At 52.5% G+C, this 13,511-nt stretch carries 14 protein-coding genes, 1 tRNA gene and 3 pseudogenes; 6 read left to right on the forward strand and 12 right to left on the reverse strand.

Features of this window, described 5'->3' with window-relative positions:
• Positions 1 to 295: pseudogene (locus OGX92_RS03770) on the reverse strand (IS1-like element IS1A family transposase); the annotation flags it as partial.
• A 220-nt stretch (positions 296 to 515) separates the two neighbouring features.
• Between OGX92_RS03770 and OGX92_RS03775 the strand changes: the two are divergent.
• Positions 516 to 1,052, forward strand: coding sequence for a GNAT family N-acetyltransferase (locus tag OGX92_RS03775; RefSeq protein ID WP_286586255.1), 537 nt, complete (start codon positions 516 to 518; stop codon positions 1,050 to 1,052).
• A 33-nt stretch (positions 1,053 to 1,085) separates the two neighbouring features.
• On the opposite strand, the gene OGX92_RS03780 is transcribed toward OGX92_RS03775, so the two are convergent.
• A tRNA-Gly gene (locus OGX92_RS03780) sits at positions 1,086 to 1,159 on the reverse strand.
• Between the two features lie 79 nt (positions 1,160 to 1,238).
• Positions 1,239 to 1,997 (reverse strand): amidase activator ActS, encoded by a 759-nt coding sequence (gene actS, locus OGX92_RS03785; protein WP_032945492.1) that lies wholly within the window; start codon positions 1,995 to 1,997, stop codon positions 1,239 to 1,241.
• A 166-nt stretch (positions 1,998 to 2,163) separates the two neighbouring features.
• Here actS and idi point away from each other — a divergent pair, with 166 nt between their 5' ends.
• The gene (gene idi / locus OGX92_RS03790) at positions 2,164 to 2,712 is read left to right on the forward strand and encodes an isopentenyl-diphosphate Delta-isomerase (RefSeq protein ID WP_286586256.1); all 549 of its coding nucleotides are present in this window, start codon (positions 2,164 to 2,166) and stop codon (positions 2,710 to 2,712) included.
• Positions 2,713 to 2,807: 95 nt separating this feature from the next.
• Here the strand turns inward: idi and lysS are convergent, their stop codons facing one another.
• The 5 genes from lysS to xerD form a co-directional block, all read right to left on the reverse strand.
• Positions 2,808 to 4,325: a lysine--tRNA ligase gene (gene lysS / locus OGX92_RS03795; RefSeq protein ID WP_003026911.1), complete on the reverse strand. Its 1,518-nt coding sequence runs from the start codon at positions 4,323 to 4,325 to the stop codon at positions 2,808 to 2,810.
• A 9-nt stretch (positions 4,326 to 4,334) separates the two neighbouring features.
• A protein-coding gene (gene prfB, locus OGX92_RS03800; protein ID WP_100194817.1) for a peptide chain release factor 2 occupies positions 4,335 to 5,433 on the reverse strand; the annotation gives its coding sequence in 2 pieces (ribosomal slippage) (positions 4,335 to 5,357 and positions 5,359 to 5,433; 1,098 coding nt in all).
• A gap of 91 nt (positions 5,434 to 5,524) precedes the next feature.
• Complete coding sequence (recJ, locus tag OGX92_RS03805; protein WP_286586257.1) at positions 5,525 to 7,258, reverse strand: single-stranded-DNA-specific exonuclease RecJ; 1,734 nt, start codon at positions 7,256 to 7,258, stop codon at positions 5,525 to 5,527.
• A 5-nt stretch (positions 7,259 to 7,263) separates the two neighbouring features.
• Positions 7,264 to 7,977, reverse strand: a complete 714-nt coding sequence (dsbC, locus tag OGX92_RS03810) for a bifunctional protein-disulfide isomerase/oxidoreductase DsbC (protein WP_003825520.1) — start codon at positions 7,975 to 7,977, stop codon at positions 7,264 to 7,266.
• 23 nt (positions 7,978 to 8,000) lie between these two features.
• Positions 8,001 to 8,897, reverse strand: coding sequence for a site-specific tyrosine recombinase XerD (gene xerD, locus OGX92_RS03815; RefSeq protein ID WP_286586258.1), 897 nt, complete (start codon positions 8,895 to 8,897; stop codon positions 8,001 to 8,003).
• 113 nt (positions 8,898 to 9,010) lie between these two features.
• Here xerD and fldB point away from each other — a divergent pair, with 113 nt between their 5' ends.
• On the forward strand, positions 9,011 to 9,532 hold the full coding sequence (gene fldB / locus OGX92_RS03820; RefSeq protein WP_279275506.1) for a flavodoxin FldB: 522 nt from the start codon (positions 9,011 to 9,013) through the stop codon (positions 9,530 to 9,532).
• Positions 9,533 to 9,633: 101 nt separating this feature from the next.
• On the opposite strand, the gene OGX92_RS03825 is transcribed toward fldB, so the two are convergent.
• Entirely contained in the window at positions 9,634 to 10,041 is a 408-nt protein-coding gene (locus tag OGX92_RS03825) for a protein YgfX (RefSeq protein WP_003825515.1), read from the reverse strand.
• Positions 10,022 to 10,288: an FAD assembly factor SdhE gene (sdhE, locus tag OGX92_RS03830; RefSeq protein ID WP_003825514.1), complete on the reverse strand. Its 267-nt coding sequence runs from the start codon at positions 10,286 to 10,288 to the stop codon at positions 10,022 to 10,024. Before sdhE ends, OGX92_RS03825 begins: the two co-directional genes overlap by 20 nt.
• A gap of 257 nt (positions 10,289 to 10,545) precedes the next feature.
• Here sdhE and ygfZ point away from each other — a divergent pair, with 257 nt between their 5' ends.
• Positions 10,546 to 11,529, forward strand: coding sequence for a tRNA-modifying protein YgfZ (ygfZ, locus tag OGX92_RS03835; protein ID WP_126317440.1), 984 nt, complete (start codon positions 10,546 to 10,548; stop codon positions 11,527 to 11,529).
• A gap of 131 nt (positions 11,530 to 11,660) precedes the next feature.
• Here ygfZ and trhA read toward each other — a convergent pair whose 3' ends face one another.
• Both trhA and yqfB read right to left on the reverse strand, forming a co-directional pair.
• Positions 11,661 to 12,323 carry a PAQR family membrane homeostasis protein TrhA gene (gene trhA / locus OGX92_RS03840; RefSeq protein ID WP_063940912.1) on the reverse strand — a complete coding sequence of 221 codons (663 nt, stop codon included), beginning with the start codon at positions 12,321 to 12,323 and terminating at the stop codon, positions 11,661 to 11,663.
• 163 nt (positions 12,324 to 12,486) lie between these two features.
• Positions 12,487 to 12,798, reverse strand: a complete 312-nt coding sequence (gene yqfB, locus OGX92_RS03845) for a N(4)-acetylcytidine aminohydrolase (protein WP_048225466.1) — start codon at positions 12,796 to 12,798, stop codon at positions 12,487 to 12,489.
• A gap of 52 nt (positions 12,799 to 12,850) precedes the next feature.
• Here yqfB and OGX92_RS03850 point away from each other — a divergent pair.
• Positions 12,851 to 13,165, forward strand: a pseudogene (locus OGX92_RS03850) (MurR/RpiR family transcriptional regulator); the annotation flags it as partial.
• Between the two features lie 51 nt (positions 13,166 to 13,216).
• A pseudogene (locus OGX92_RS03855) lies at positions 13,217 to 13,511 on the forward strand (IS1-like element IS1A family transposase); the annotation flags it as partial.

Raw genomic sequence — 13,511 nt, forward strand, 5'->3', positions numbered from 1 at the left:
CCCGGCTGTATGCGCGAGGTTACCGACTGCGGCCTGAGTTTTTTAAGTGACGTAAAATCGTGTTGAGGCCAACGCCCATAATGCGGGCAGTTGCCCGGCATCCAACGCCATTCATGGCCATATCAATGATTTTCTGGTGCGTACCGGGTTGAGAAGCGGTGTAAGTGAACTGCAGTTGCCATGTTTTACGGCAGTGAGAGCAGAGATAGCGCTGATGTCCGGCAGTGCTTTTGCCGTTACGCACCACCCCGTCAGTAGCTGAACAGGAGGGACAGCTGATAGAAACAGAAGCCACTGGAGCACCTCAAAAACACCATCATACACTAAATCAGTAAGTTGGCAGCATCACCCAACCTTGCGTACTATTGACAATATCAACCACAATCAATTATTTCCCCTTACAATATGCAAGCCTATTTGCATTACAAGCAACTGATAGAAGCATAATTTTTTGCACTTACCTTCCCCTCAGTCTTTCAGGTAATCTGGGCAAAGACGCCAACAGGGACTGAACAATGAAAATCGTTAACGCAGAAGAAGAGCACATCCACGCCATACGCGATATCTATGCACATCATGTTCTTCACGGTACCGGCAGCTTTGAAACCGACCCGCCGGATGCACACGAGATGCTTGCTCGTCTGGAAAAAATCCGCAGCCTCGGGCTGCCGTGGGTCGTCGCGCTGCAGGAAGATAAGGTCATCGGGTATTGCTACCTCACCCGCTACCGTGAACGTTATGCCTACCGCTATACCCTTGAGGATTCGATTTATATTGCTCCAACGGCTCAGCGTCAGGGTGTAGGAAAAGCCTTACTGCGTCATGTGATTGGCTGGGCTGAAGCACAGGGTTATCGGCAACTGATTGCCATCGTGGGCGACAGCAATAATCAGGGATCGCTGAAGATCCATCAACAGGCCGGATTTACGCAAATCGGCACGCTAAAGAACATTGGCTTTAAACATGGACTCTGGCTTGATACGGTATTGCTACAACGTAATCTGGGTGAAGGTAACGGCACGCTACCACCGGATTCCGGTGTCGCTATCTAACGTTTTTAAGGATTAACTACAGGGAGAGAATTTTGGAGCGGGCGAAGGGAATCGAACCCTCGTATAGAGCTTGGGAAGCTCTCGTTCTACCATTGAACTACGCCCGCATCGAAGTGCGTAAGGGATTATAAACCTTACGCTCTTCTTGGCAAGGGACTAACCGACTGACTGGCGATTAAATCACCGTCAGCATTTTGGCTTACTGCCCTGCGGCGGCAAATAACGCAGTGGATCGATAGCTGTCGCCCGATAGCGGATTTGGAAATGCAGCCGCACCGTAGTCGCATCCGAGCTGCCCATCGTCGCGATTTTCTGCCCGGCCTTCACGTTTTGACCGTTGTTCACCAGCATGGTGTCATTATGCGCATACGCGGTGATGTAGTCCTCACTGTGCTTAATCATGATGAGATTACCATAGCCCCGCAGCTGATTACCGACGTAAACCACCTTCCCGGCGCCGGCGGCATAAATCGGTGTACCGCGCGCAGCTGAGATATCAATGCCCTTATTGCCGCCGTCCGCGGTTGAATAAGGCAGGATCACCTTACCGCTGGCAGGCCACTGCCAGCAACGTTGCCCTACTGGTGGCCAGGAAGACTGCGGTACGGACGAAGACGGTCTGACCGCTGCCGTTTTGGTTGAGGATTTCTTGGTTGTTTTGCCAGAGTTAGAACTGGTTTTCGCGCCACCGCTGACCTTCAGTTTTTGCCCTACTTCAATGGTATAGGGCGGTGAAATATTATTCAGGCGGGCGATCTCTTTCACGCTGGTCCCGGTAGCGCGCGAAATACGGTATAGCGTATCCCCCCGCTTCACGGTATACACGGAGCCGGAATAACTTCCTGTATCAGACGATTTGCTCCCGGAACACCCTGCTAACAGCAGACCGACACACAGCAACATCACGATACCCAGGCCATTTTTCTTCAGGCGTCCTGCACTCAAAACAATACCTCGCAACATTTTCAGACGCTTTATCATAGCAGCCAGAAACCGGATGCCAAATCATATCGCGCAACGAACCGTCGGTCCTGGCATTTCACACCCTCTGTTAATCAATCTGACTTAATTAAGCATATAATATGGGTGCTTAAGATTGATGGTGGACGCTATGCGACAGGAACATGTCATTTTATTGAATGAGCAGGACCAACCCTGCGGAACGCTGGAAAAATATGCGGCGCATACCGCCACAACTCCCCTGCATTCCGCTTTCTCGTGCTGGATATTTAACGAGCAGGGCCAACTGCTGGTCACCCGCCGCTCGCTGCACAAAAAAGCCTGGCCTGGCATCTGGACCAACTCTGTCTGTGGTCACCCGCAGCTGGGTGAAACCCACGAAGACGCTATTGTCCGCCGGGCTCGCTTCGAACTGGGTGCAGACATCGACTCGCTCAGCCCCGTATATGCTGACTTTCGTTATCGCGCTACAGACCCGAGTGGAATTGTGGAAAACGAAGTGTGCCCGGTTTATGCCGCACATATCGTCAGTGAGCTACAGCTAAACCCAGATGAAGTGATGGATTGCCAGTGGAGCAGTCTTGAGGATGTCTTAAGCGGGATTGACGCGACGCCGTGGGCTTTTAGCCCGTGGATGGTAATGCAGGCATCGAATGATAAAGCACGAGAATTATTGCGCGAGTTTGCTAACCGTAATTGATTGCCGGATGGCAACGCAAACGCGTTTTATCCGGCCTACGAATCGTCTCCACGTAGGCCGGATAAGGCATCAGCCGCCATCCGGCATTTCACATCTTACTTAACCGGGCGCATTGCCGGGAACAGGATCACGTCGCGGATGGTATGGCTGTTGGTGAACAGCATAACCATACGGTCGATACCAATGCCCAGACCCGCAGTCGGCGGCAGACCGTGTTCCAGAGCGGTAACGTAGTCTTCGTCATAGAACATTGCTTCGTCATCGCCCGCATCTTTAGCGTTAACCTGATCCTGGAAACGCTGCGCCTGATCTTCCGCATCGTTCAGCTCGCTGAAACCGTTACCGATTTCACGTCCGCCGATGAAGAATTCGAAGCGGTCAGTGATTTCCGGGTTTTCATCATTACGACGCGCCAGCGGAGAAACTTCTGCCGGGTACTCGGTAATGAAGGTCGGTTGAATCAGGTGCGCTTCCGCAACTTCTTCAAAGATCTCGGTCACGATACGGCCCAGACCCCAGCTCTTCTCAACTTTGATGCCGATAGATTCAGCAATCGCTTTTGCAGAGTCGAAGTTATCCAGATCGGCCATGTTGGTTTCCGGGCGGTATTTCTGAATCGCTTCGCGCATGGTCAGTTTTTCGAACGGCTTACCGAAGTCGAAGACTTCTTCACCATAAGGCACTTCAGTCGTTCCCAGAACGTTCTGCGCCAGCGTACGGAACAGCGATTCGGTCAGTTCGATCAGATCTTTGTAGTCCGCATAAGCCATGTAGAGTTCCATCATGGTGAACTCTGGATTATGGCGAACAGAGATGCCTTCGTTACGGAAGTTACGGTTAATTTCGAATACGCGTTCGAAGCCGCCAACCACCAGACGCTTGAGGTACAGTTCCGGCGCGATACGCAGGTACATGTCCAGATCCAACGCGTTATGATGGGTGATAAACGGACGCGCTGCCGCACCGCCAGGGATCACCTGCATCATCGGGGTTTCTACTTCCATAAAGCCACGAGCAACCATGAACTGACGGATGCCAGCCATAATCTGTGAACGCACTTTAAAGGTATTACGGGATTCATCGTTAGAGATGAGATCCAGGTAACGTTGACGATAGCGCGCTTCCTGATCCTGCAGACCGTGGAATTTGTCCGGCAGCGGGCGCAGCGCTTTGGTCAGCAGACGCAATTCGGTGCAGTGAATAGACAACTCACCGGTCTTGGTCTTGAACAACTTACCTTTCGCGCCGAGGATATCGCCCAGATCCCATTTTTTGAACTGCTCGTTGTAGACGCCTTCCGGCAGGTCATCGCGAGCAACGTACAGCTGAATGCGGCCGCCAACGTCCTGCAGCGTAACGAATGATGCTTTACCCATAATACGACGGGTCATCATACGGCCAGCAACGGATACCTCAATGTTCAGCGCTTCCAGCTCTTCGTTTTCTTTCGCGTCGAAGTCAGCATGCAGTTGGTCTGAGGTATGATCGCGACGGAAATCGTTCGGGAACGGGATCCCCTGCTCACGCAGGCTCGCCAGCTTCTCACGGCGCGTTTTCAGTTCATTGTTAAGGTCGGCTACCGCGTCAGCGCCCTGTACGTGTTGTTCAGACATGTTGGTTCCTCATAACCCTGCTTTCAAACTTGCTTCGATAAATTGATCCAGGCTGCCATCCAGCACCGCCTGCGTGTTACGGGTTTCAACCCCGGTACGCAGATCTTTGATGCGGGAGTCATCAAGGACATAAGAACGAATCTGGCTACCCCAGCCGATATCTGACTTATTGTCTTCCATCGCCTGTTTCTCGGCATTCTTCTTCTGCATTTCCAGTTCATAAAGCTTCGCTTTCATCTGCTTCATGGCCTGGTCTTTGTTCTTGTGCTGTGAACGGTCGTTCTGACACTGCGTCACAATCCCGGTCGGGATGTGGGTAATACGCACCGCAGATTCCGTACGGTTAACGTGCTGACCACCCGCACCGGAGGCACGGTAAACGTCAATACGCAGGTCCGCCGGGTTGATATCGATATCAATATCATCGTCAACTTCCGGATAAACAAACGCAGAACTGAACGACGTATGGCGACGACCGCCGGAGTCGAACGGACTCTTACGAACCAGACGGTGTACACCGGTTTCAGTACGCAGCCAACCGTACGCATATTCGCCAGCAATTCGGATGGTCACGGATTTAATACCCGCCACTTCACCTTCAGATTCTTCAATAATTTCGGTCTTAAAGCCGCGCGCTTCAGCCCAACGCAGATACATGCGCATCAGCATGCTTGCCCAGTCCTGCGCTTCCGTACCGCCAGAACCTGCCTGAATATCGAGATAGCAATCTGCGCTGTCATATTCACCGGAGAACATACGACGGAATTCCAGCTGGGCCAGCTTATCTTCCAGCGTGTCGAGTTCTGCTACGGCTTCGTTAAAGGTTTCTTCGTCGTCGGCTTCTACAGCCAGCTCCAACAGGCCGGAGACATCTTCCAGGCCCTGGCTCATCTGATCGAGCGTATCAACGATGGCCTCAAGAGAAGAACGCTCTTTACCCAGCGCCTGCGCGCGTTCGGGTTCATTCCATACGTCCGGCTGTTCCAGCTCGGCGTTTACTTCTTCCAGACGCTCTTTCTTGGCATCATAGTCAAAGATACCCCCTAAGAACGTCAGAGCGCTCCGTGAGGTCCTGAATGCGGTTATTTACCGGATTAATTTCAAACATTGTCTGATTTCTTTTATTGGACTAGTCAAAATGCGGTGATAAGAGCGGGATTGTAACTAATCCACGCCCTTTTTTATAGCGATTAGTGACGCTAAAGTGGCCAGATATTGTCGATTATAATCTGCAAACTACGGTTGCCGCGAAACTCATTAATATCCAGTTTGTAGGCAAGCTGAACTTCGCGCACGCCGTTGTCCGGCCAGCAGGTGGTATCGACATTAAACGCAATACCGTCCAGCAGTGGACCACCGCCTACGGGCTCGACCATTACCTTCAGATGACGCTCACCGACCAGACGCTGCTGGAGCAAACGGAAATGCCCGTCAAACAGCGGTTCCGGGAACATTTGTCCCCACGGTCCGGCATCGCGCAGCATTTGTGCGACCTCCATGGTCATCTCCGACGCGTTCAGTGGGCCATCCGACACCACTTCACCTTGCAGTAAGGCGGGATCCAACCACTCGGTTACCAGTTCGCCAAAACGCTGCTGGAAACGCTCAAACTGCGCCTCTTCAAGCGATAAGCCCGCCGCCATGGCGTGACCGCCAAACTTGAGGATCATGCCCGGATAAAGGGTGTCCAGGCGCTCCAGCGCATCGCGCATGTGCAGCCCCTGAATCGAACGCCCGGATCCTTTGAGGGTACCGTCACCTGCCGGGGCAAACGCTATCACCGGGCGATGGAATCGCTCTTTAATACGCGATGCCAGAATCCCCACTACGCCCTGATGCCACTCGGGATGATACATAGCCAGACCGCCAGGTAGCGTATCGCTACTGCGTTCCAGCTTTTCACACAGGGTCAGCGCTTCTGCCTGCATACCCTGCTCAATTTCTTTGCGCGTCTGGTTGAGTGCGTCCAGCTCATTGGCCAGCACGCGCGCTTCACCAATGTTGTCGCACAACAACAGCGCTACGCCAACGGACATATCGTCCAGACGCCCTGCCGCATTCAGCCGTGGCCCGAGGGCAAAACCTAAATCACTGGCTGCCAGCTTTAGGGGGTCGCGATTGGAAATCTCCAGCAGCGCTTTAATACCTGGGCGGCATTTTCCGGCGCGGATACGGCTTAAGCCTTGCCACGTCAGAATGCGGTTATTGGCATCCAGCGGGACCACGTCCGCCACCGTGCCAAGCGCAACCAGATCGAGCAAATCCGCCAGGTTCGGCGGTGCAATGCCTCGCTCATCAAACCAGCCTTTGTCACGCAGGAAAGTGCGCAGCGCCAGCATCAGATAGAAAGCTACACCAACGCCTGCCAGCGATTTCGACGGGAACTCACAGTCGTGCAGGTTAGGATTGATGATCGCCTCTGCGCCCGGCAGCGTATCCCCTGGCAGGTGGTGATCGGTTACAACGACCGGGATCCCCAACGTTCTGGCATGTTCGACACCCGTGTGAGACGAGATGCCGTTGTCTACGGTAACAATCAGCTGAGCACCACGGGCATGGGCCTGATCAACGACTTCCGGGCTTAAACCATAACCGTCCTCAAAACGATTTGGCACCAGGTAGTCAATGTTACTGCAGCCCAACGCGCGCATCGCCAGGATGCTTAGCGCCGTGCTGGTCGCGCCATCGGCATCGAAATCGCCGACAACGATGATGCGAGTTCCCGCACGAAAGGCGTTGTAGAGGATCTCAACCGCCTTTTCGACACCGTTTAAATGCTGCCACGGCAGCATTCCTTTCACGCTACGCTCAAGTTCCTGCGCGCTGCGCACACCGCGACTGGCGTATAAACGGCGCAGCAGCGGCGGCAAGTCGGCAGGTAACTCGGCTGTCTCGTCGGCCTCACGCCGACGAAGTTGTATCTGTTGTTTCACGCGAATTATTTACCGCTGGTCTGTTTTGCATGTGCGTCGAGGAATTCTTTCATCTCTTTCGGGCCCTGATAACCAGGTACGACATAGCCATTGCTCAGCACAATCGCCGGTGTACCGCTGACGCCAAACTGTACGCCCAGCGCATAGTGGTTAGCGATATCCACATCACAGGTCGCCGCTTTCACGCCCTTGCCTGTCATCGCGTCGTCAAAGGCTTTGTTTTTGTCCTTAGCACACCAGATAGACTTCATGTCCTGCTCAGCCTGACTGTCCAGCCCCTGACGTGGGAAGGCCAGATAACGTACGGTGATCCCCAACGCATTGTAATCTTTCATCTCTTCATGCAGCTTGTGGCAGTAACCACAAGTGATGTCGGTGAAAACGGTAATGACGTGTTTTTCCTGCGGCGCTTTGTAGATGATCATCTCTTTTTCCAGCGCGTTCAGATGTTTCATCAGCAGTTGGTTGGTGACATTCACCGGACTTGCGCCGCTCACGTCGTACATCGGTCCCTGAATAATATGTTTACCGTCTTCGGTAACGTACAGCACGCCGCTATTGGTCAGTACAGTTTTCATGCCCGCAACCGGAGCAGGTTGAATCTCGGTGCTCTGCACACCCAGCTTTGCTAATGACTGACGAATTGCCGCGTCGTCTGCATGTACCATGCCGGAAAACGCCGTCGCCAGCAGGGTGAACATCATAAAACGTTTTTTCATAGCCTATCCTATCCTGTCAGCACTCACGCTCGCGGGTGATGCTGTTGATGTAGTTGCCGCAAGCGCTCCGTTGCGACATGAGTATAAATTTGCGTTGTCGAGAGATCGCTATGCCCCAGTAGCATCTGCACCACGCGCAGGTCTGCGCCATGGTTAAGCAGATGCGTGGCAAACGCGTGCCGCAGGACGTGCGGTGACAGCTTTTCGCTGTCGATTCCCGCCAACACAGCATAGTGTTTGATACGATGCCAGAAGGTCTGACGGGTCATCTGTTGCGCCCGCTGACTAGGAAACAGCACATCAATCGATACGCCGTTGAGCAACCATGGACGCCCATGCTCCAGGTATGTTTCCAGCCAGTACACAGCCTCCTCACCCAACGGGACAAGGCGCTCTTTGTTACCTTTACCGATCACCCGTACCACACCCTGACGCAGGCTGACGTCACTCATCGTCAGTCCTACCAGTTCAGACACGCGCAAGCCCGTTGCATACAACACTTCCAGCATGGCTTTGTCGCGTAGCTCCAGCGGTTGCTCAACAAGCGGCGCTTGTAGCAGCCGCTCAACCTGTGCTTCGCTGAGATCTTTAGGCAGGCGCTGCGGAAGTTTAGGTGATGCAAGCGAGGCGCTGGGGTCCTCTTCACGATATTTTTCGCGGTACAGATGCTGAAAAAAACGTCGCGTCGCACTGAGCAAACGTGCGGAACTGGTGGCTTTATACCCTCCATCCATCCGCTCAGCCAGCAAGGCTTGCAGATCATCACTTTGCGCGGTCGCAAGCGAAGCGCCGCGGTGATGTAACCATTCCACAAGCATGGTCAGATCGCGACGATACGCACTTAATGTATTTTCCGCCAGATTTCGTTCCAGCCACAGGGCATCAAGAAACTGCTCGATGCGCGCCAGATCCTGTTCCACTCGCGCCCCTTATTCCACTCTCATTTTTGATGCATTATGCCTCATTGTGCCGAGAATGCGGCGATTCTGTTACACTACCCGCAACGCTACAGCAGAATTGAGATGTTTACGTCATGAACATGGGTCTTTTTTACGGTTCCAGCACCTGCTACACCGAAATGGCAGCAGAAAAAATCCGCGATATCCTGGGTCCCGAACTGGTGACACTGCACAACCTCAAAGACGATTCCCCGACCCTAATGGAGCAATATGACGTGCTCATTTTGGGCATTCCAACCTGGGATTTCGGTGAAATTCAGGAGGACTGGGAAGCGATCTGGGAGCAACTGGACGACCTCAACCTGGAAGGCAAGATTGTCGCGCTTTACGGTATGGGCGATCAGTTGGGATACGGCGAATGGTTCCTGGATGCGTTGGGTATGCTGCACGATAAACTGCTCACCAAAGGTGTAAAGTTTGTCGGCTACTGGCCCACAGAAGGCTACGAATTCACCAGCGATAAACCCGTCATTGCTGATGGACAACTGTTTGTTGGCCTGGCGCTGGATGAGACGAACCAGTACGATCTCAGCGATGAACGCATTCAGGCCTGGTGCGAGCAAATTCTTGGGGAAATGGCCGAACACTGGTCCTGATAACCGATTTGCCGGATGACGGCGTAAATGCCTTATCCGGCCAGCATGACGCACCTAACTGTAGGCCTTCAAGCTGCGCGCCATCAGGCATGTGTCATGCGTTACCCTTGCTTCGCCTTTTGCAGCATCAACCGCCGTAAATCCCGCCACTCTGCATCATCCATACTGTCTGCTGCCAGCCACAAATGTTGACGTTTTCCGGCATCAGATCGCAAACGCAGCATCATGCCTGTTTTAACCATCCAGGGGGCGCTAACGATAGACCACTCTTGCCCTTGCCAGCGCAGACGGCCATCCATCAACAGCCGAATCTCACCCTGACAGGCGTTGATTCGACGCTGACTGCGAACGCTATCGAACACCACCAGAGAGAGCAAAACCAGCCATAATGGGGTGTAACTCAATGGCCAGGGCATCAATAAAATAAATACCGCGACCAGCCCATGAATTAGCAGTGAAAGCCACTGCGCGCGCCATGATACGCGTAAATCAGATTGCCACTGGACCACGTTCCCGATTCCGTGTCTGGATAAGTCGCACCATCTGTTCCAGCTGCTCATCAGCTGGTTTCCCATGATTCATCAACCAGTTAAATAAATCTGGATCATCACATTCTAGCAGACGGATAAAGATACGTTTTTCTTCGTCACTTAAGCTGTCATATTCATGTTCGAAAAACGGCATGATCGAGATGTCCAGCTCGCGCATACCGCGGCGGCATGCCCAATGAATACGTGCTTTGTTGTTAATATCCATGTTCTTCTCCCTGTCTCGCGAAAACGAAGTATCCCGCTATTGTAACGTGTTTTTCCCGCTCTTTTTACGGGAATATCAGTAAACTGAAGCTCGCTCGCTAAATAAAACCTTATAAAGCCAAAGGATTCACCATTTTTGGATGTCTCCTCGCAAAGCGCAACATATGGCACAAATAGCCTGTTTAAACCGCTTGCAATGGGCCATAGCTCTTTTACCATTAGTCATTATCACTGCGTTAAGCAAATCAGGACATTATTATGGCTTTTACATCTTTTCCTCCTCGCCAGCCTTTCGCGTCAACGCGTTTGCCTCTGACGCTAATGACGCTCGATGACTGGGCGCTCGCCACCATCACCGGTGTCGACAGTGAGAAGTATATTCAGGGTCAGGTCACGGCGGATGTCAGCCAGATGACCGAGCATCAGCACCTGTTGGCTGCACATTGTGACGCCAAAGGTAAAATGTGGAGCAACCTGCGTCTGTTCCGCCAGGGTGACGGTTTTGCATGGCTTGAGCGCCGTAGCCTGCGTGATGCGCAGCTCAGCGAGCTGAAAAAATATGCGGTCTTCTCGAAGGTGGTGATTGCCCCGGACGATGAACGAGTACTGCTGGGCGTAGCGGGATTCCAGGCACGTGCAGCGCTGGCCAATCTCTTTAGCGAATTGCCGAACAGTGATAAGCAGGTCATTACCGAAGGTGCCTCCACGGTATTGTGGTTCGAACACCCTGCCGAACGTTTTCTGCTGATCGTTAATGCCACCACAGCAGAAACCTTGGTTGAAAAGCTGCGTGGCGAAGCTGAGTTAAATAACAGCCAGCAGTGGCTGGCGCTGGATATCGAAGCGGGTATCCCCGTTATTGATACAGCCAACAGTGCACAGTTTATTCCACAGGCTACCAATCTGCAGGCTCTGGGCGGGATCAGCTTTAAAAAAGGCTGCTACACCGGTCAGGAAATGGTGGCTCGTGCAAAATTCCGCGGAGCCAACAAACGCGCCATGTGGACTTTGGCGGGTGCCGCCGGTCGAGTACCGGAAGCGGGTGAAGACCTGGAGCTGAAAATGGGCGAGAACTGGCGCCGTACCGGCACCGTACTCGCCGCAGTACAACTGGCTGATGGTCAGGTACTGGTGCAGGTTGTGATGAATAACGACATGGAGGCCGACAGCGTGTTCCGCGTTCGTGAAGACGCGAAAACGCTGCATATCGTACCGCTGCCATATTCGTTAGACGAAGAGTAATTGGTAGGCCTGATAAGCGCAGCGCCATCAGGCAATTCGGCACAGGCTACCGGATTGCGGCGTTGGCTTGTCCGGCCTATAAAATACAGTCCGGGCGAGGCGTTTACGCCGCCCCCGGGGTTGCACTGAATCTATGCGTGTTGCCCCACGTACAGATAGATCGCCAGGAAATGGCAAACGCTGCCGCCCAGCACAAAGCCGTGCCAGATCGCATGGTTGTAAGGAATACGCTTACAGACGTAGAAAATTACGCCCAGCGAATACACCACACCACCAACAGCCAGCAACGTCACGCCTCCCGCTGCCAACTTAACCGCCAGTTGATACACCACAATCAGCGAAAGCCAGCCCATTGTCAGGTAGGTCACCAGTGACAGAACCTTAAACCGGTGCGCAATGGTTAGTTTGAATAAAATACCGATCAGCGCCAGGCTCCAGATAACAATCATCAGCCCACGTGCCAGCGGCGAATCAAGCCCCACCAGCAGAAATGGCGTGTAAGTCCCGGCAATCAGCAGATAAATCGCACAGTGGTCGAATTTTTTCAGCCAGACTTTCGCTCTCTGATGGGGGATCGCGTGATACAAAGTTGAGGCGAGGAACAGCAGGATCATGCTGCCGCCGTACAGGCTATAGCTGGTAATCGCCATAGCGCTGGCGTTGGTATCCACTGCCTGGACCAGCAATAACACCAATCCGACAATCCCAAACACCAGCCCGATACCGTGACTGATGCTGTTGGCTATTTCCTCTGCCAGCGAATATCCCTGCGCGATTAATGGCTTCTGAACCATAACTTACTCCCGAGAAACGAACCCTATCGTGATTGCTCCTCTAGCGTAACTGAGAATGGTTCCAGTGAACACCTGTTAGCTAAAATAATTACCAGATAAATATTTATCATTAAAAATCAAAGTGTTAGATTTTAAATTTCAGCTAACATGCGTACCATTAAAATCAAAGGCATTTAAAATCAATCACATAAAATTGCGTCTGATCCGGGTAAATCTCGGCAATGACATGTTTAAGTTCTTCAAGCGTCATGTTTTCCTGCTGGGCATGTTTATCCGTCAGCGTATCCAGCGTGACGGTTGAGGTGCCTACAACCTCAATCGTGCAGAAGTAACCGTCATCTTCGAAGCGCCCAACCCGTAAAATGTCCCCGGCTTTGAAGTGTGATTCGGACTCGTCACGAATAGTGATGGTCTTGCGTCCGGCCAGAATGTCATCCTGGAAACGCTGAAAAAAAGTGATGTCATTTGGCTGCATGTTATTATTCCCTGTAGATGAAGTCTGATGAGTGAGTTTTGCCATTGTGAGTATGTTCTCCCACGCTGCCATCGCCAGTCTCAACAATCTTGAGATGCTGGTCTACAACTATGTCATCAAAAACCGTGACAAAGTCATGTACATGACCATTCGCGAACTGGCCGATGCCGTGGGTGTTTCCACTACAACCGTACTGCGCTTTTGCCGCAAGCTTAAGTGTGAAGGTTACTCAGAATTTCGCGTGCGCTTCAAATTATATTTAGAGCAGAATGAACCGCAACAGGCTAATTTCGGTGCCAGCGAAATTATCAGCTTCTTTAAAGGCGTTAATAACGATGAGTTCGATAATCTGCTCGATCAGGCGGTGATGCTGCCAACTTACTGATTTAGTGTATGATGGTGTTTTTGAGGTGCTCCAGTGGCTTCTGTTTCTATCAGCTGTCCCTCCTGTTCAGCTACTGACGGGGTGGTGCGTAACGGCAAAAGCACTGCCGGACATCAGCGCTATCTCTGCTCTCACTGCCGTAAAACATGGCAACTGCAGTTCACTTACACCGCTTCTCAACCCGGTACGCACCAGAAAATCATTGATATGGCCATGAATGGCGTTGGATGCCGGGCAACTGCCCGCATTATGGGCGTTGGCCTCAACACGATTTTACGTCACTTAAAAAACTCAGGCCGCAGTCGGTAACCTCGCGCATACAGCCGGG

Origin of the sequence: Citrobacter sp. Cpo089, from assembly GCF_030332695.1 — a bacterium.
GTDB classification, from domain to species: domain Bacteria; phylum Pseudomonadota; class Gammaproteobacteria; order Enterobacterales; family Enterobacteriaceae; genus Citrobacter; species Citrobacter portucalensis.